General features: G+C 66.4%; 20 protein-coding genes and 1 pseudogene. 11 read left to right on the plus strand and 10 right to left on the minus strand.

Features of this window, described 5'->3' with window-relative positions; translation table 11 throughout:
• The first annotated feature begins 2 nt into the window (after positions 1–2).
• Both ACFQDH_RS13330 and ACFQDH_RS13335 read left to right on the plus strand, forming a co-directional pair.
• Entirely contained in the window at positions 3–362 is a 360-nt protein-coding gene (locus ACFQDH_RS13330; protein ID WP_382402052.1) for a hypothetical protein, read from the plus strand.
• Between the two features lie 129 nt (positions 363–491).
• A complete protein-coding gene (locus ACFQDH_RS13335; protein WP_382402054.1) occupies positions 492–1,715 on the plus strand; it encodes a L,D-transpeptidase in 1,224 nt (407 codons plus the stop codon).
• A 13-nt stretch (positions 1,716–1,728) separates the two neighbouring features.
• Here ACFQDH_RS13335 and ACFQDH_RS13340 read toward each other — a convergent pair whose 3' ends face one another.
• On the minus strand, positions 1,729–2,154 hold the full coding sequence (locus tag ACFQDH_RS13340) for a PaaI family thioesterase (RefSeq protein WP_382402056.1): 426 nt from the start codon (positions 2,152–2,154) through the stop codon (positions 1,729–1,731).
• A gap of 54 nt (positions 2,155–2,208) precedes the next feature.
• On the opposite strand from ACFQDH_RS13340, the gene ACFQDH_RS13345 reads away from it, so the two are divergent.
• From ACFQDH_RS13345 to ACFQDH_RS13360, 4 genes are all read left to right on the plus strand, one after another.
• Entirely contained in the window at positions 2,209–2,790 is a 582-nt protein-coding gene (locus ACFQDH_RS13345) for a TetR/AcrR family transcriptional regulator (protein WP_382402058.1), read from the plus strand.
• Between the two features lie 68 nt (positions 2,791–2,858).
• On the plus strand, positions 2,859–3,395 hold the full coding sequence (locus tag ACFQDH_RS13350; protein WP_382402060.1) for a hypothetical protein: 537 nt from the start codon (positions 2,859–2,861) through the stop codon (positions 3,393–3,395).
• On the plus strand, positions 3,368–4,000 hold the full coding sequence (locus tag ACFQDH_RS13355; RefSeq protein ID WP_382402062.1) for a hypothetical protein: 633 nt from the start codon (positions 3,368–3,370) through the stop codon (positions 3,998–4,000). Before ACFQDH_RS13350 ends, ACFQDH_RS13355 begins: the two co-directional genes overlap by 28 nt.
• Complete coding sequence (locus tag ACFQDH_RS13360) at positions 3,993–4,703, plus strand: uracil-DNA glycosylase (RefSeq protein ID WP_382402064.1); 711 nt, start codon at positions 3,993–3,995, stop codon at positions 4,701–4,703. Before ACFQDH_RS13355 ends, ACFQDH_RS13360 begins: the two co-directional genes overlap by 8 nt.
• 113 nt (positions 4,704–4,816) lie before the next feature.
• Here the strand turns inward: ACFQDH_RS13360 and ACFQDH_RS13365 are convergent, their stop codons facing one another.
• From ACFQDH_RS13365 to ACFQDH_RS13375, 3 genes are all read right to left on the minus strand, one after another.
• On the minus strand, positions 4,817–5,113 hold the full coding sequence (locus ACFQDH_RS13365) for a HigA family addiction module antitoxin (protein WP_382402066.1): 297 nt from the start codon (positions 5,111–5,113) through the stop codon (positions 4,817–4,819).
• Positions 5,114–5,124: 11 nt separating this feature from the next.
• Positions 5,125–5,247, minus strand: a complete 123-nt coding sequence (locus tag ACFQDH_RS13370) for a type II toxin-antitoxin system RelE/ParE family toxin (RefSeq protein ID WP_382402068.1) — start codon at positions 5,245–5,247, stop codon at positions 5,125–5,127.
• 216 nt (positions 5,248–5,463) lie between these two features.
• On the minus strand, positions 5,464–6,228 hold the full coding sequence (locus tag ACFQDH_RS13375; protein ID WP_382402070.1) for an MBL fold metallo-hydrolase: 765 nt from the start codon (positions 6,226–6,228) through the stop codon (positions 5,464–5,466).
• Between the two features lie 136 nt (positions 6,229–6,364).
• Between ACFQDH_RS13375 and ACFQDH_RS13380 the strand changes: the two genes are divergently transcribed.
• Positions 6,365–6,583, plus strand: a complete 219-nt coding sequence (locus ACFQDH_RS13380; protein ID WP_382402072.1) for a hypothetical protein — start codon at positions 6,365–6,367, stop codon at positions 6,581–6,583.
• Positions 6,584–6,753: 170 nt separating this feature from the next.
• Here ACFQDH_RS13380 and glnA read toward each other — a convergent pair.
• A pseudogene (glnA, locus tag ACFQDH_RS13385) lies at positions 6,754–8,177 on the minus strand (type I glutamate--ammonia ligase).
• Positions 8,178–8,464: 287 nt separating this feature from the next.
• On the opposite strand from glnA, the gene ACFQDH_RS13390 reads away from it, so the two are divergent.
• Positions 8,465–8,899, plus strand: a complete 435-nt coding sequence (locus ACFQDH_RS13390; protein WP_382402074.1) for an RDD family protein — start codon at positions 8,465–8,467, stop codon at positions 8,897–8,899.
• Positions 8,900–9,062: 163 nt separating this feature from the next.
• Here ACFQDH_RS13390 and ACFQDH_RS13395 read toward each other — a convergent pair whose 3' ends face one another.
• Positions 9,063–9,824, minus strand: coding sequence for a DUF4191 domain-containing protein (locus ACFQDH_RS13395; RefSeq protein ID WP_382402076.1), 762 nt, complete (start codon positions 9,822–9,824; stop codon positions 9,063–9,065).
• Positions 9,825–9,997: 173 nt separating this feature from the next.
• On the opposite strand from ACFQDH_RS13395, the gene ACFQDH_RS13400 reads away from it, so the two are divergent.
• The 3 genes from ACFQDH_RS13400 to ACFQDH_RS13410 are packed head-to-tail and all read left to right on the plus strand — an operon-like array spanning position 9,998 to position 13,297.
• Positions 9,998–10,672, plus strand: a complete 675-nt coding sequence (locus ACFQDH_RS13400) for a hypothetical protein (protein ID WP_382402078.1) — start codon at positions 9,998–10,000, stop codon at positions 10,670–10,672.
• 1 nt (position 10,673) lies between these two features.
• Entirely contained in the window at positions 10,674–12,674 is a 2,001-nt protein-coding gene (locus ACFQDH_RS13405) for a sensor histidine kinase (protein ID WP_382402080.1), read from the plus strand.
• Positions 12,671–13,297 carry a response regulator gene (locus ACFQDH_RS13410; RefSeq protein ID WP_382402082.1) on the plus strand — a complete coding sequence of 209 codons (627 nt, stop codon included), beginning with the start codon at positions 12,671–12,673 and terminating at the stop codon, positions 13,295–13,297. Before ACFQDH_RS13405 ends, ACFQDH_RS13410 begins: the two co-directional genes overlap by 4 nt.
• Positions 13,298–13,309: 12 nt before the next feature.
• On the opposite strand, the gene lipA is transcribed toward ACFQDH_RS13410, so the two are convergent.
• The 4 genes from lipA to ACFQDH_RS13430 all read right to left on the minus strand — a co-directional run bounded on the left by lipA (position 13,310) and on the right by ACFQDH_RS13430 (position 16,828).
• Positions 13,310–14,335 carry a lipoyl synthase gene (lipA, locus tag ACFQDH_RS13415; RefSeq protein ID WP_382402084.1) on the minus strand — a complete coding sequence of 342 codons (1,026 nt, stop codon included), beginning with the start codon at positions 14,333–14,335 and terminating at the stop codon, positions 13,310–13,312.
• 67 nt (positions 14,336–14,402) lie between these two features.
• Positions 14,403–15,005 carry a flavin reductase family protein gene (locus ACFQDH_RS13420; protein WP_382402087.1) on the minus strand — a complete coding sequence of 201 codons (603 nt, stop codon included), beginning with the start codon at positions 15,003–15,005 and terminating at the stop codon, positions 14,403–14,405.
• A 294-nt stretch (positions 15,006–15,299) separates the two neighbouring features.
• Entirely contained in the window at positions 15,300–16,226 is a 927-nt protein-coding gene (locus ACFQDH_RS13425) for a slipin family protein (RefSeq protein WP_382402089.1), read from the minus strand.
• Positions 16,199–16,828 carry an NfeD family protein gene (locus ACFQDH_RS13430; RefSeq protein ID WP_382402091.1) on the minus strand — a complete coding sequence of 210 codons (630 nt, stop codon included), beginning with the start codon at positions 16,826–16,828 and terminating at the stop codon, positions 16,199–16,201. The genes ACFQDH_RS13425 and ACFQDH_RS13430 overlap by 28 nt, the downstream gene beginning before the upstream one ends.
• Positions 16,829–16,839 lie beyond the last annotated feature (11 nt).

The raw sequence follows: 16,839 nt of genomic DNA on the forward strand, positions 1-16,839 counted from the left end.
GTATGACGTCCCGCTGGTCTCTCGCGTCCCGAAACTCCGTGCTGAGCATCGGCTCGGCGGAGTCCGTCTGCTCGATCGGGTCAGTCGGGTCCGCCTTCTCGATCGGCTCGGTCGGTTCATTCGCCTCATTGGGATCGTTTGGCTCCGTGATGGCGATGTTCTCGACCGGCTCCTTCCAGAGCAACACTGCGGTGCTGTCGGCGCAGTCGGATCGATCGTTCCTGTCCTGGCGCTCCGGCGGCTCGATCCGAGCGTCATACGCACAAGGCGAGGGCGGGCCCGTTGTCCCGCTGGTCGTCACGGTCGTCGGTGGCGGAGCCGTCGCGGCGTTGCTGTGGAAGATCGGCTCTCGGCGCGCCTGACCCGCGCTGTATGACGATTCGGTTTCGTTTCCCTGTGAGTGGCGCGCCAGGTTCGTCGATGTCTGCCGCCGGCGATCTACCCTGATGGCTGCTCGAATGCTCGTGAGGGGGTCTCGTGAGGGGTATGACGTGTCCGATGGACTGACGCGACGTGTGGCGATGGGTGGCGCGCTCGCCACGGCGGTGCTGGCCGGTGCGGCGGCATGCGGCGACGGCCAGAAGGGCGCGGGCCAGCCTGCCGCGTCGAAGCCGGCCGAGAGCACCCCATCGGCCACGACGACGCCCCCGGCGAAACCGGCGACGGTCACCGTTGCCGGCCTCGAGAGCGGAGCGGTGCCGTTCGGTGCGCCGCTCGCATTGACCGCGTCCGCGCGGCTACGGTCAATGACCGTGCAGGACAGCGACGGTCAGCTGGTCAGCGGACAGCTCGCGAAGGACGGCACCTCCTGGGCCAGCATCGGGCCGATCGGCCCGGGCGCTTCCTGGTCCTGGACGGCGATCACCTCCGCCGGCGCGTCCAGCCACGGCACCGTTGCCTCAACCAGCGCCACCAGCACCGTGCGCGCAACCGCGAACATCGGTGTCGACATGACTGTCGGCATCGCCGCGCCGATCGTGGTCAACTTCAGCGCGAAGGTGACCGACCAGGCCGCGGTCGAGAAGAACTTGCAAGTCCTGATGCGCCCGGTCGGCTCGACCGGTGCCTGGAAGCCGGCGCTCGGTTCATGGGCCTGGCTGCCCGACAACGCGCCCAACTCCACGGTCCACTTCCGCACCAAGCAGTATTGGCCGGCGCACACCGAGGTCCACGTCATCCTGCCGCTCGCCCACCTCGACTGGGGTGGCGGCATCACCGGAGTGCAGGATCTGGATTGGCACTTCACGATCGGGCGCTCGCAAATCGTCATCGCGGACGCGCGTAAGCACAACATCGTGATCTACCGCGACGGCGCCAAGGTGGCGACGTACCCCGCGTCATACGGGCTGAATTCGGACCCGATCCGCAACACCCGCAGCGGTATCAACATCGTGACGGACAAGCAGCAGACCGTCGAGATGAAGTCGACGCTGTTCCACTACGACGAGATCGAGCACTGGGCCGTGCGCTTCAACAACAACGGCCAGTTCATCCACGCCAACCCGGATACCGTTGCGCAGCAAGGCAAGACGAACGTCTCGCACGGCTGCATCAACCTGTCGACGGCAAATGGCAAGGCCTATTACCAAACCGCGATCTACGGTGACCCGGTCGACGTGCGCGGGACGAAGGTCAAGCTCGCCGACGAGCGCACCGAGCTCTACGACTGGGCGCTGTCGTGGAAGCAGTGGACGGCGCTGTCGGCCCTGCGCTGACGGGCATCCGCCATCAGTCGGGATTTTTGCTGGTGGACAGGACGCTGCCTTGGGCGATGGCGCACAGCCGCTCCGAACCGTCCGGTTCGTGTAACACGATCTCGGCAGTCGCCGCTGCCAGTCGCGAATTGTGGTGCTGCACAGTGGCGCTCGCGCGCAGGATGCCCTCGCGGGCACCTTGCAAATAGCTGATCGTGAAGCCACCGGTGACGACGCTCGGGCCGAGCACGGTGCCGCAGGCGAAGGTGAGCACGTTGTCCGCCAAGTAGGACAGCACGCCGCCATGGACCAGGCCGAACTGCTGCCGGTGACGTTCTTCGACGGTGAGCTCGAGCGTGGCGTGACCGTCCTCGAACGCCGTCAGCTGAGCCTCGACAAGCTGATTGAAGGGCTGGGCGTCGAGCACCTGTTGGGCGAAGGCGAGGGAGTCGTTCGGCATACCCGTGATTCTAGAGATTGCTCTCTATAAGTGCTAGAGGATATTCTCCAGAACATGGGGCGCTCACCGACATACAGTGTTGACGGGATGCTCGTCGCGGCCGCGAAACTCTTTGCCAGTGACGGGATTCGGGCCGTCACGATGACCGCCGTCGCGAGTGAGCTCGGAGCGCCGAGCGGTTCGATCTATCACCGCTTCCCGGACCGCGCGTCCTTGCTCGCGGCATTGTGGTTGCGGACGGCGCACGACTTCGAGGCCGGCTTTCTCGAGGTCCTCGGCGAGAAGGTGACGACCGAGTCGGCGATCGACGCCGCGGTGTGGTGCGTCGACTGGTGCCGCGCGAATCCGGCGCAGGCAGCCGTTCTGCAAGCCGGCCACCGGGCTTTCGGATCGGACGCCTGGCCGCCCGCCGATCGTGAGCTGCTCACTGCCGCGGATGCGTTGCGGGACAAGCAGATCCAGTCGGCGGTGCGCACCGTCGCGAAGAGCAGCGGCCGGCCCGGCGATGAGGTGGCCTTCGCGATGTTCGAGCTACCGATCGCTGTTGTCCGGTCGTATCTCAACGAGGGCAAGCCGGTGCCGGCCAGGGCAGCAGATCGCGTACGCCGGCTGGCGACCAGACTTCTGCGCGACTGACTGATCGCTTCCATGAAAACGCCATTGCGGACGATGTTGTCCTACGTCTTCGCTACCGTCGGGGCACCATGAACACCAACCTCCCCAACGCGGATGTCGCGGCCGCCATACGACAGTACGGCGCGAGCGTGCGAACGAGCCTGCACGGCGACGAGACGAGCGCAGTGTCGTATGCCGGGCTGTGGCTCCTGCTGGCGAGTCTCGCCCCGGTGGTCACCGACGGTGCCGCGTTTCGCAACGTTCTGGGGCTCACTCCTTCGGAAGCGAAGTCGGCTGCGACACAACTGCTTGACGAGCCGCACCCGACTGTCGCGACCGCGCTGGGTGCGTGGCTGCGTCAGGATGTCGTCCTCTCCGGGGATCTCCCTGTTGTGGTGACGAAGCTCCCCACGAAGGAAGCACTTGACGAGTGGGCGCAGCGGGAGACGAGAGGCGTGGTCCGGACGTTTCCTCTCGACATCGACCAGGACACGATGCTCATCCTCGCGTCCGCGTTGGTGCTGACGCCGCGGTGGAGCGCGCGCGTGAGCCGGGATGATGACGACGACATGCTCGTGCTCGCCGGGGGCTGCAGGCTGTGGTCGACACGTCGGTCGGGCTGGTAGCGGTCGCTCGACCCGACACCGACGACGAAGTGGATGTCATTAGTGTTATCGCAGCTCCGGACGTTGCCCCTGCGGACGTGTGGCTCGCTGTTGACGAAGTTGTTGCCACTCTCGACGACGGGGGCCTGCGCAACAACTCCTTCCCGGACCGACTGCCTGCTGATGCGGTCGAGCGCGGCCATGCGTGGACTTCTCACGAGACCATGCGTGAGTTCTGGGGAGACGTGCCCGCCGAAGGATCGCACGTATGGGAAGCCAGATTGCCCGAATGGTCGGTCTCCGACACACATGACCTCGACGCGGCGCCGGGGGTCGGCCTGGTGGCGCAGCCAATCCAGGCGATCCTTCCGGAGCGCTCCGATCTCAGCTGCCGCCAGAACGTCTCCGCGACGTACGACGATGAGGGGTTCAGCGCTGCCGCGGTGACCGCGTTGGGCATCGTCGGCAACGCTTTGCCGAGACCGGAGTTTCGCACGATCCGGGAGGTGGTCCTCACGTTTGACCGGCCCCACGCCGTCATCGCCATTGCTCGCGGAGGAGCCTGGGACCGGATCCCGTTGTTCCAGGCGTGGGTCGACCCCAAGGAGAGGACTGTCGATGAGTGACCCGCGCGACGCATCGAGGCTGCCGGAAGATTGGGCGGGCGCATTGGTCCGGCATGGCTTCGATCGAGACGTCGACCAGCTTGTCTCAGAGATCTACGAGTCCGACGCGCCGAGGGTGTTTCCGCCACAGCACCAAGTGTTTCGAGCGTTCCACCTGACCAAGCTCGAGAGCGTGCGGGTTGTGATTCTTGGTCAAGACCCGTATCCGCAGGTAGGCCAGGCCAACGGGCTGGCGTTCTCAGTGCCTGCACGAGTCAAACCTCCCCGCTCGCTCGGCGCGATCTACCGGAACCTTGAGGCTGACCCCGACCTCGACTTCAGTCGACCCGCCGATGGAGATCTGAGCCCGTGGGCGAAGCAGGGCGTACTGCTACTCAACACCGCACTCACCGTGGAAGAGGGAACTGCCGGCTCGGCTGCCCATCGCAAACACTGGGAGCGTTTCACCGACCGGGTGCTCCAAGTGGTCAACGAGGAATGCGACCATGTCGCCTTTCTCCTGTGGGGCTCCGACGCCATCGACAAGGTAAAGAAGGCTCAGATTGGCGAACGCCACAAAGTGATTCAGTCCGCACACCCTGCGGCTTGGACTTCGAAGAAGGAGACGCTCTTCAAGAAGTCTCATCCGTTCTCGGACGCCAACGAATTCTTGAGGGGCAAGGACTCTGGGCCGGTGAACTGGGATCTGACCGCCACGCACTGAGTGACACGGTTTGCCCGATGCCGACGAGGAGGCATGGCTCCTGCTCGGCATTGGCGAAACAGGAAAGTCCGCGGCCCCGCGATGCTGGTGCGCCGGCCCGACCGGCCGTTCGTTCAGCTTGCGACGAGCGTCGTCACCTGAGCCAGCTCGGCGCCGTGTCGGTCGCGCTCAATCTCAAGGTCGTAGTCGGTCTGGATGTTGATCCAGAAGCGATCGTCAACACCGAGGGCCTTCGCCAAGCGCAACGCGGTATCGGTGGTGATCGCACGTCGGCCCCGAACGATCTCGCTGATCCGCGTCTGCGGAAGACCTGTCGCCTGTGCCAGGCGGTACTGGGTGATGCCGAGGGGATCCAGGAACTCGGTGCGCAGAATCTCGCCGGGCGTGATTGGCTCATGTGCCTTGCTCATGGTTGGTCCTTTCAGTGGTAGTCGGTGATCTCGACATCGTCGGCGCCGTTCTCAGACCAAACGAAGCAGACCCGATATTGGTCGTTGATGCGGATCGAATGCTGGCCGGATCTATTGCCGGACAGTTTCTCCAAACGGTTACCGGCGGCACTCGGAGGCTGTTCAATTCGGAGGCGGCGTTCAGAAGGCGAAGCTTCTTTTGGGCGGCTCGTTGCAACTCTGGTCCGAACGCCGGGACGTGCTCTCGCTTCCAGACCTTCTCAGTGGCACTGTCTCTGAAGGACCGGATCACGCTGCAATGGTATCGCGGAACGATAGTATTGACAAACGTAATCATTGCAGGGACCAGTTTAGAGAGCGCCTTGTGAGAAGTCCGTCGACACCGAGTCGTGTGCTTTGTCTACTGCAGCCTTGATCGACCCGCGCCATACCGGACCGTGCCCGGGCAGGACCGTGTCGACGTCCAAGCGTGCCAGGGCGTCGAGGCCGGCGTCGGTCTGCGCAGGGGCGTGACTGAAGAACGCCGGCAGTTGCTGCGGCCCGGAGCGCGCGACGATGGGGTGCGCGGTGATGAGCGCATCGCCGGTAACGACGATGCCGGCATCCGCGAGCACGTACGCGGTGTGCCCCGAGGTGTGGCCAGGGCACGGGACGGCACGCGGTGCGCCCGGCAGATCCAACGGCGAATTCGCCTGCAGGGATTGCGTTTCCGGGAGGCGGATGTCGGTGCGTGCTCCGGCGCGCGCGATCGTGATCGCCCACTTGGCGACCCGTGGTCGCCAGCACCGCGACACGACGTCCCACGTGTTGGCCTGCTCGTGTCGCTCACCGCGGAGCATCGGCAACTCGTGTTCGTCGGCGTAGGTCGGGACCTGATGCCGCTGCAGCAACGCGGGTATGGCGCCGACGTGGTCGATGTGTGCGTGGGTGATCAGCACCCCACGGATGTCCTCGATCCGGTGGCCGAGCTGCTGCACCGACGCGACGAGACCGTCAACGTCCTTCGGGTAGCCGGCGTCGATGAGTGTGAGGTCTTGGCCGTCGCGGATCAGCACCCAGTTGGAGGCTGTGCCCTCCACGAGGAAGACGTCGGTCGTGACCTGGCGCAACTTCATGGCTGTGATTGTCTCGCGCGTGTCTGATGTCTAGTCCGGCGGAATCGCAACATATCGGACCGGCCAGATCGGCGACTTGCGGGGGATCGAGTGCTCGCGGCGATCGGCACCCTCAGATTTGGGCGCATACTTAGGTATGACCTCTTCCCCCGCACGACGGCGCCATCTGACAAGTAGTCCCTTCCAACCGGCCGCCGAGGTGGAGATCGAGCAGTTCGAATGCGGCGACGCTGTCTGTCATGACTCCTACGGCATGGGGCACGTCATCGGCCGCGAGCCCGAAGCGGTGAAGGTCGATTTCGGCACCACGACCGTGCGTGTTCCCAGCCCGTTCCGCAAGATGACCAAGCTCTGACTGATTTTCAACCATGCCAAACGGGAGGTATAGCTCCCGTCTGGCATGGTCCAGCGCCGGAAGCGCAGGCGCACGAAATGCCCCGGATCACATTGTGATCCGGGGCATTTGCACAGCGCGACCTCGATACGCAGCCTCGTACCTCGGCTGCTACTCGGCCAGCTTGGGGATCAGATGTCGTAGTACAGCTCGAACTCGTGCGGGTGCGGGCGGAAACGCAGCGGGTCGACCTCGTTGAGGCGCTTGTATTCGATCCAGGTCTCGATGAGGTCCTCGGTGAAGACGCCGCCTTCGGTGAGGAAGTCGTGGTCGGCCTCGAGCGCGTCGAGGACGGCCGGCAACGAGTCGGGGACCTGCTCGATGTTGGCGTGCTCCTCGGGGGCAGCTCGTAGAGGTCCTTGTCGACCGGCTCCGGCGGCTCGATGCGGTTTTTGATGCCGTCCAGGCCGGCCATCAGCTGCGCCGCGAAGGACAGGTAGGGGTTGGCCGACGGGTCCGGGATGCGGAACTCGATGCGCTTGGCCTTCGGCGAGGTGCCCGCGATCGGGATGCGGATGCAGGCCGAGCGGTTGCGGGCCGAGTAGACCAGGTTGACCGGAGCCTCGTAGCCCGGGACCAGGCGGTGGTAGGAGTTCACCGTCGGGTTGGTGAATGCCAGCAGCGACGGAGCGTGCTTGAGCAGCCCACCGACATACCAGCGGGCCAGGTCGGACAGACCGCCATACCCCTTCTCGTCGTAGAAGAGCGGCTTGCCGTCCTTCCAGAGCGACTGGTGGGTGTGCATGCCCGAACCGTTGTCACCGAAGATCGGCTTCGGCATGAAGGTGGCCGTCTTGCCGGCCGCGAAGCAGGTGTTCTTGACGACGTACTTGAACTTCATGACATCGTCGCCGGACTGCAGCAAGGTGCCGAACGTGTAGTTGATCTCCTGCTGACCGGCGGTGCCGACCTCGTGGTGGGCGCGCTCGACGTTGAGGCCGACCTCGCTCAGTTGGGCGCTGATGTCGTCGCGCAGGTCCGAGAAGTGGTCGACCGGGGCGACGGGGAAGTAGCCACCCTTGTAGCGCGGCTTGTAGCCGAGGTTGCCGCCCTCTTCTTCGCGGCCGGTGTTCCAGGCGCCTTCAACGGAGTCGATGTAGTAGTAGCCGGCGTTGGCCTTGGTCTCGAAACGGACGTCATCGAAGATGTAGAACTCCGCCTCGGCGCCGAAGTAGGCGGTGTCGGCGATCCCGGTCGACTTCAGGTAGGCCTCGGCCTTCGCCGCGATGTTGCGCGGGTCGCGGGAGTAGGGCTCGCCGGTGAACGGGTCGACGATCGAGAAGTTGATGATCAGCGTCTTGTGCTTGCGGTACGGGTCGAGGTAAGCGCTCGTCGGGTCCGCGATGAGCTTCATGTCCGACTCGTGGATCGCCTGGAAGCCGCGGATCGACGAGCCGTCGAACATCGCGCCCTCCTTCAGCGCATCCTCGTCGAGGGTGGCCGCGGGGACGTTGAAATGCTGCATCACCCCGGGAAGGTCACAGAAGCGGACGTCGACGAACTCGACGTCTTCATCCTTGATGAACTTCAAGACCTCATCGGCCGTGGTGAACATGGATCCTCCATCGATGTGTTCTCTCGCGACGGCTCCAGCGCCGTGCGCCGAGGATGACCTTACGGGGTCGTCGTTTCTCGGTGGTGACTCAGATGTTTCCGTCGTGTTACGCAGAAATTAGTATGTCGCCGCCCCGCATGTGCCGAAAACCGTTGCGGCCGTGGGGGATCGGGTGCCCAGCTGGAAGTTTTCTGGGAGCTCACCAGGTTGCTGGAAGATGTGTCCCACGCCACACCGGGCTGCACGCCAGATGAGACAGCAGGGGCGCCGCACTAGGCTGGACGGTCGTGACGAGTAACCAGCCTTCGCCCGAACCGGACGTGGCTCACGCGGGCGCCGCCCTCGGGATGCCCGCCGAAGGTCCCGGGTCGATGGCCCGGCTCGGACCGCGCGTCATCGCCGTCATCATCGACTGGCTCGTGTGCTCGGTGATCGCCGCCGGATTCTTCGGCTACCACTTCGGCGGAGGCGGGAACAGCTGGACGCCGCTCGCGGTCTTCTTCGTCGAAAACGTCCTGCTGGTAGGCACACTCGGCTCGACGCTCGGCCACCGCATCATGGGCATGCACGTCGCCAAGGTCTCGGGTGCACCGGCCGGACCGCTGGCCGCGCTGATCCGCAGCGTGCTGCTGTGCGTCTTCGTGCCGGCTGTGATCTGGGACAAGGACGGCCGCGGAATGCACGACCGGTTCGCCGGCACGGTGCTCCGCCGCGCCCGCTGATTCCTCGCGCCGACCGAGCCCGTCCTGCTCCACCGAGAGTGCAATAAAGGTCGTTCCAACCGATCCAGAACGACCGCGAGTGCACTGTCGAGAGTGGACTACTCCTCAAGACGACGACGAAGGCCGGCCACGCGAGTGCGTGACCGGCCTTGGAGGTAAGGGCTCAGCGCCCGCGCATCGCCTTGCGGTCCATGCGCGGAGCGTTGCGGGGGTCGACACCCTTGGGGATCGGCGGTTTCGTCGCGCCGAGCGCACGCAGTCGCTTGGTGACGGCCTGGACCTCGGCGTCGGTGAGCTTCTTGTCGAGGCCCTTCATCGTCTTGGCGAGAACGGCGAGCTTGACGGTGTCCTCGCCCGCGCCAACGCGCAGCACGTGGACGGGCACTTCCGGGCCGGCGACGCGGCTGACCCGCTTGCGCTCGGACTCCAGCAACTTGCGCGACGCCCCGCTCGGGCCTTCGCCGATGAGCACTACACCCGGCTTACCGATGGCGCGAAAGACCATGGCAGCGTTGGAAAGCTCGGACATCTTGCGGGCCCGACCGGCTTCAGCCGCGACCGGCTCCTGGTCGTAGGTCCAGCCACGCTTCAGCGACTGCAGCGCTGCGCCGGTGCCGCCGGCCTTGCCCTCCATTGAGCCGTATGCCGCACGTTCGGCCAGCCGGCCGAACACGATGACCGTGGCGAGCAGGCCGAAGATCGCACCGAGGATCGCGGTGTAGATCCAGCTGCTGAAGACGAAGTGCAGCAGGACCATGAACACCAGCAGCGTGACGACGAACGTCAGCGCCATCCACAGCGGGATCTTGGGGTTCTGCTTGACCGACGCCTGATAGAGCGTCTTGAACTGCGACAGCCGCCCGGGATTGTCCGGGTCCTTGGGCTTACGGGAGAAACGGGACTTCTTCTCGGGCTGCGTCGACATACCTATCAGGATATGTCAGCGCCGCCGTGCTCCACGAGTTCGGCAGCCACTCGCGAAAGACGCCCGGGCGGGCGAGGAGAAAGCTCCCGGAAAGCCGGGACTCGTGCCCCTGACGCACGGGACGAGCGCGCCCAAGGCTGAGTGGATCAGTTCGACACCTCCTGGAGGCACTCATGACAATCCGCTCCGCCTACCTCGCCGCCGCCACCATCGCCGGAGCACTCCTGTTCCTCGCCGGCCAGGCGCTGTTGCCGTCGCTGCCCGACGAACTCGGCCCCGCTTTCGCCGGCATGGTCGAGCACCGGGATCGGTTGATGGCGGCCAGACTGCTCACCAGCGCCGGCGCCTTTCTCCTGGTGCCCGCCGTAGTAGGCATCGCGCTGCACTTCCGTGATTCGAACCGAGGCGCGCGTCTCGTGCTCGTGGCAACGACCTTGTTCGGAGTCGCGACGTTCTCCAACGCGGTCAGCCAGGCCGTCGAGGGCTACGTCGGCTGGGGAGCGACTGCACCCGGCGCTGACCCGGCGACCGGTCGCCGGATTGTGGGGGACCTCGGCGCGGGGCTGATCGGCATTCCGATCGGCTTCTGGTCGATCCCCGCTTTCGCGCTCGGTGGCCTGCTCCTCGCGGCCGGACTCTGGCGCACCGGCCGGGTGCCGACCTGGTTGCCGATCACCTTGGCCGCTGGGGTGGTCCTTGCCGGTGCGTTCGCCGGTCGTGGGTATGTCGTCGCCCTCACCCAGGCGCCGTTCACGGTCGCCTTGGTCGCCCTGGGCCTGATCGTCTGGGGCAGCGAGTTGCCCGAAAGCGTCCCGGACGCGGTCCCGGCAGGAGCACGCTTGTCCTGAGATGAGCGTGTTGCCACTGAACCGACGGTTCCGGCCACCTGCGGCGGCCGGCACTGTCGCCTGCGTCAGCGGCCTGCTGGCCGTCGCCGGGTTGGTGATGACCCTGGTCCAGGATTCCTCCGGCGCATTGTCCGGGCACGCCGTTGAGGACGCCTTCACGGCCACGGTGTGGGCCGCTCTCGGGGCTCTGCTCGCCCGCCACGCCTCCTCGAGGCGGTTCGTCGTCCCGTTCCTCGTTGTCTCGGTCGCCGCAGCGACAGCCGTTGCGGCGGGCGCGGTAGCCCTCGACCCGGGGCGGCCGGAGTCCGCCTTTGCGGCCTGGGTGGGGAGTTGGGCCTGGGTCGCCTCTACATTCGTCCCGATAACGGTGCTGCCGGCCTGGTTCCCCGACGGCCCGGCCGGGTCGCGGGTCTGGGCCGGACGCCTCGGGGTCGTCGGTATGGCGATCATGGCCGCCGGCCTGGCGACCGCATCCCGTCTCGAGCTGAATCCGACTGCCAGCGTGGCGAATCCGCTCGCCACACCGGTGTCCGACCTGTTGTTCGTGGGCGGTGGCCTCGTCGTGGTGACCAGTGGATTGGTGGCCGTCACCGGGCTGACGCGCAATCTACTCGCGTCGACCGGGGAGCGCCGTCGGCAACTCGCGCCCGTCGTGGTGGCGGTCTGGATGACGATTCCGGCGCTCGCCGTCGCGGGACTCGCCCAGCAGTGGGGTTACGTGATCCAGCTCGTGGTGACGCCACTGATCCCGGCGTCGATCGCCGTCGCCCTGCTGCGGCACCGGCTCTACAACGTCGAGTTCGTGGTACGGCGGTCGCTGGTCTTCCTCGGGCTCACCGCGTTCGTTCTCGGCGGCTATGTGCTGATCGTGCAGGCGGTCGCCAACGTGCTCGACCGCACGGCACGACTACCCGAGTCCATCATCGCAGTTGGTCTGGTAGCGCTCGCTTTTCAACCGGCGCGGGCCGGCTTGCAACGAGTCGTCGGGCGCTGGGTGTATGGCGAACGCGACACCCCTGGCCCGGCGATCGCCGACCTGGGCCATGTGCTCAGCGCGTCCTCCGATCCCGACGAAGCGCTCCGGCTCGGCATTGAGCGGCTGCGCGTCGCCTTGCGGGTGGGGTGGGTCGAGGTGCGGACAGCGTCAACGCCTCCGACCGTTGCCGGCGGTCGGCCCCCATGGCTCGATGACGACCTCATCACCGCGGTTCCGTTGGTGCACTTGGGGATCGACTGCGGCTCACTGCGCGTCGCGGCGCGTGGGCCCCGCGACCTGCTCACCGCGCGCGACCGCTCGCTCGTGCAGGATCTCGCCGGCCCATTGGCCGCCGTCGTCGCAGCGCGGCAGCACGTCGCCGACCTGCAGCGGTCCCGGGAAGCGGCGGTCATCGCCCGGGAAGAGGAACGCCGCCGGGTGCGTCGTGACCTCCATGACGGCATCGGGCCGCTGTTGTCCGCGATCGCCACGCACGCCGACGTGGTCGGCCTGCGCGCCGGCAGCGACCCGGCGCCGGTGCCCGCGCTGGTGGAACGCATCCAGCAACTGAGTGTCGATGCGGTAACCGGAATGCGGCGGGTCATTGACGACCTGCAGCCGGTCGGACTGGACGAACTCGGCCTCGACGGCGCGCTCGCCGAGGTCGGCGCCGATCTTGCTCTGCAATCCGGCGCCGATGTCCGGGTGACCGCCGCCGGTCCGCTATCCCTTTCGGCCGCAGTCGAACTCGCGGTCTATCGGATCGCGACCGAAGCCCTCAACAACGCAGTGCGACACGCGGACGCAACCCGGGTCGACGTCCGGCTCGGAGTCGTCGCGGAGCGCGTCATACTCGAGGTCGCCGATGACGGGTGCGGTATTGCTGCGGACGCGACTGCCGGCGTCGGAATGGGCAGCATGCGCGAGCGTGCCACCGAACTCGGCGGCACGTTGCACGTGACATCGGGCCCGTCGGGCACCACTATCGTTGCTGAGATTCCGCGACACGACGGGGCAGCGACATGAAGATCCTGCTCTGTGACGATCACCCGGTGGTGCGCGATGGGATGCGCCTGCTGCTGACTGAGCTGTCCCACGACGTCATCGAGGCGGAGACGGGTGAGGAAGCGGTGGCCCTGGTCGACACCGAGCAGCCGGACCTGGTGGTGATGGATCTGCACTTGCCGGGGATGACCGGAGTCGAGGCAACCCGGACGATCACCCGGTCGCGCCCGCAGCTCGGCGTACTTGTACTCACGATGGTTGCTGACGACGCGACCCTGGTCGCGGCGCTGCGGGCCGGGGCCCGTGGCTACTTGCTGAAGGGTGCCGGCCACGCCGAGGTCGCGAGGGCCATCGATGCCGTGGCACACGGTGACGTCGTGGTGTCCGCGCAAGTGGCGAGCGGTCTTCGTGCCGGGCTTGCGCCGCCGTCGTCCGCCTTTCCCGAGCTCACTCGACGCGAAGCCGAGGTGCTCGAGTTGCTCGGCCGCGGACGCAGCAACGAGCAGATCGCCGCCGGGCTGTTCTTGTCGGTCAAAACCGTGCGCAACAACGTGTCGGCGATTCTCGTCAAGCTGCGGGTCAGCAGCCGAGCCGAGGCGGTTGCTCGAGTACGTGACCGGGACGCGGACTCTCCGGCGGGCTGACGAGGAACTCGGTCAGGCAGTGGCAGCGGCGGCCCGCTCCACGAGGGCGGCGGCCTCCTGGCGCGCAGGCGACGAGGAAGCTGCCGCCAGGTGGATCAGGTGCTCCGGCAGCTCACGACCGAGCTTGGCCATCGCCCCGGCATACAGCTTCCCGGCGCGGTATGACGAACGCACCAGCGGCCCGGCCATCACGCCGAGGAAGCCCATGTCGGTCGCCACGTCGGACCAGTGCACGAACTCCTCCGGCTTCACCCAGCGGTCGATCGGGTGGTGCTTGGGGGAGGGGCGCAGGTATTGCGTGATCGTGAGGATGTCGCAGCCGGCGTCGTGCAGGTCGCCGATCGCCTCTTCGACCTCGTGATCCTCCTCGCCCATGCCGAGGATCAGGTTGGACTTGGTGATCAGCCCGGCCTCCTTGGCCATCGTGAGCACCCGCAACGACTTGTCGTAGGTGAACGCGGGCCGGATGCGCTTGAAGATGCGCGGCACCGTCTCCAGGTTGTGCGCGAACACCTCCGGCCGCGCGTCGAAGACCTGGCCGACCAGCTCCGGCTTGGCGCCGAAGTCCGGGGGCAGGATCTCCACACCGGTGTTGGGGTTCAGGGCGTGGATCTGCCGGATCGTCTCGGCATACAGCCCGGCAGCACCGTCGGGCTGGTCGTCGCGGGCGACGCCGGTCACCGTGCAGTAGCGCAGGTTCATCTCGCGGATGGACTCCGCGACGCGACGCGGCTCGTCCAGGTCCAGCTCGGTGGGGCGCCCGGTAGCGATGTCGCAGAAGTCGCAGCGGCGGGTGCAGACGTCGCCGCCGATGAGGAACGTCGCCTCGCGGTCCTCCCAACATTCGAAGATGTTGGGACAGCCGGCTTCCTGGCACACCGTGTGCAGGCCCTGGGTCTTCACCATCTGGTGCAGCTCGGTGTATGCCGGGCCCATCTTGGCAGTGGTGCGGATCCAGGCCGGCTTGCGCTCGATAGGAGTCTCGGCGTTGCGCGCCTCGACGCGCAGCATCTTGCGGCCTTCAGGTGCGACAGTCACGAGATCAAGGCTACGTCGCCGTTGACGCGTCATCTCGCCGGGCCGGTTACTGGCAGGTCACCCGGGTTCACTCGGGGCGGCGCAGGTCCAACTGTGTGTCGGCGGTGATGCCGAAGTAGGTCGTCGGGCCGCCTGCACGCAGCAACGGATCCGCGGCGAGCGTGTCGAAGACGCCGCTCTCGAGGAGCCGCTCGTCGATGTGTATGCCGACCACCTCGCCCACCACGAACCAACTCCCGACGGCCGCGCCCTGTGCCGACTGCAGCGGCACGAGCTGCGTCACCCGGCACTCGAAGTTGACCGGCGACGCTGCGACCCGCGGGGCGTTGATCTCGGTGGACGCCGCCGCCTCGAGACCGGCCACCTCGAACTCGTCCACGTCGTGCGTGGTGGAGGTGGCGTTCATCTTCTCGGCGAGCTCGCGCGTGACCAGGTTCCAGGTGAATTCCCTTGTGGCATCACAGTTTGCGACGCTGCCCTTCCAGCCGTTGCTGGAGAAGCCGACCAGCGGCGGGCGGTAGTGCAGTGCGTTGAAGAAGCTGTATGGCGCCAGGTTGCGCCTGCCTTCCGGGTCGACCGTCCCGATCCAGCCGATGGGTCGTGGCGCGACGATCGAGTTGAACGGGTCGTGGGCGAGCCGGTGACCTTCGGCCGGGCGGTAGAAGTGCATGGCGCCATACAACTACGTGCGACTGTCGAAAGGTCGTGCGGGTGAGGGGCTTTCGCGCCATACTCGGGCATGGTCGTGGGGCGGGAGTCGATCTCAGGGGAACGCGTCCTGCGGTGGGTGGACGAACTCGTCGCCCGCGTTGTGGGCGTGCTGCTGATCCTCTTCGGGATCTTGGTCGGACCGATCACGGCGTTCGGCTCTGTCATGAATGCCAGTTGTGTCGGACCGACAGGGCCTATCAGTCACCGGTGGATCTGCCGCCCGGGACACGCGACGGTGCTGATCGTGACGGTGCTAGTGCTCATCGCCGCCTCCATCGCCGTCTCGTGGCTGGGTATCCGCCACGCCCGCAAGGTCGGCGGTGTCTTCGTCGGGTGGTCGCTGCTCGGAGTCCTGATCGTGCTGCCGGTTTTGTTCCTCATCCGCCTCGTGGACTGAGGGGTTCCCGGGCTGGGCTGCAGCATGACCGTTGAGCTGGTTCAACAGCGGCTGCATCACGTCCAGCGGCAGCGGTATGACGACCGAAGACTTGCTGGTGCCACCGATCTCGACCAGCGTCTGCAGATAGCGCAACTGGAGGGCGGTCGGGTTACGGCTCATCACGTCCGCCGCGTTCGCAAGTTGTGCCGACGCCTGGAACTCGCCCTCGGCGTTGATGACCTTCGCGCGGCGCTCGCGTTCGGCCTCGGCCTGCCGGGCGATGGCGCGTTGCATGCTCCCGGGGATCTCGACGTCCTTGATCTCGACGACCGACACCTTCACACCCCATGGCTCGGTCTGCTGGTCGATGACCTTCTGCAGATCCTCGTTCAGCCGCTCCCGCTCGGACAGCAGGGTGTCCAGCTCGGCCTTGCCGAGCACGGCGCGCAGTGACGTCTGCGCGATCTGGGTCGTCGCCGCCAGGAAGTTCTCGACCTCGACGATTGCATGGTTGGCGTCCATCACCCGGAAGTAGGCCACGGCCGTGACACGGACCGGCACGTTGTCGCGGGTGATGATGTCCTGCGCGGGCACATTGAGGGTCACGATGCGCAGGTCGACCCGCACCATGCGGTCGACGACCGGGATCAGCAAGGCGAGTCCCGGCTCCTTCAGCGTCACCAGTCGGCCGAGTCGGAAGATCACCCCGCGTTCGTATTCGCGCAGGATCCGGACCGACGATCCGAGCAACGCGACCAGGATGAATCCGAGGATTACAACGAGAGTGATGATGGCTTCCATACCGGCTTCACCTCCCATGCGTGCGGCCGGCGCACCGACACCGACAACCCGTCGAGTTCGGACACCACAACGGTGTCACCGGGAGCGGGCAGTGGGTCCTCCCAGCCGTATGCCGGTTCCGCGTGCCACAGCACGCCGGCAACCGTGACGTGACCCTCGCGCCCGGACCACGAACTGACGACGGCCTTCTGGCCGATCAGCGCCTCGGGGCCGGTCTGGATCTCCTGGCTGCCCGCAACGATCACCTCGCGCGCGATCACCATCAAGGTCACCATCCCGGCGATCGCCATGAGCGCCGCGATCGGGATGGTCACCCACAGTGGTGCGCCGGTGGACGCGAGGATCAACCCGACGCCGGTCGCCGTGGACAACGTCCCGGCGACACCCAGCACGCCCGCAGTGGTGAGGTGCGCCTCGAGGACAAGAACGGCAATGCCGACCAGGACAAGTAGGACGCCGAGCAGAACCATCTCGATCACCTCACGGGTCGGCCCGAAGGTTGCCGCGTGGAGCAGGTGATCCAGCAGGTTCGGCAGCCTCGTCCGTTCCCAACTCCAGGGTATCCCTCGGTCTCGATGCAGCACCCGGCCGTTGCTCGGCATACGGTGTCCTG

Source organism: Flexivirga alba (assembly GCF_042661025.1).
GTDB lineage: Bacteria > Actinomycetota > Actinomycetes > Actinomycetales > Dermatophilaceae > Flexivirga > Flexivirga alba.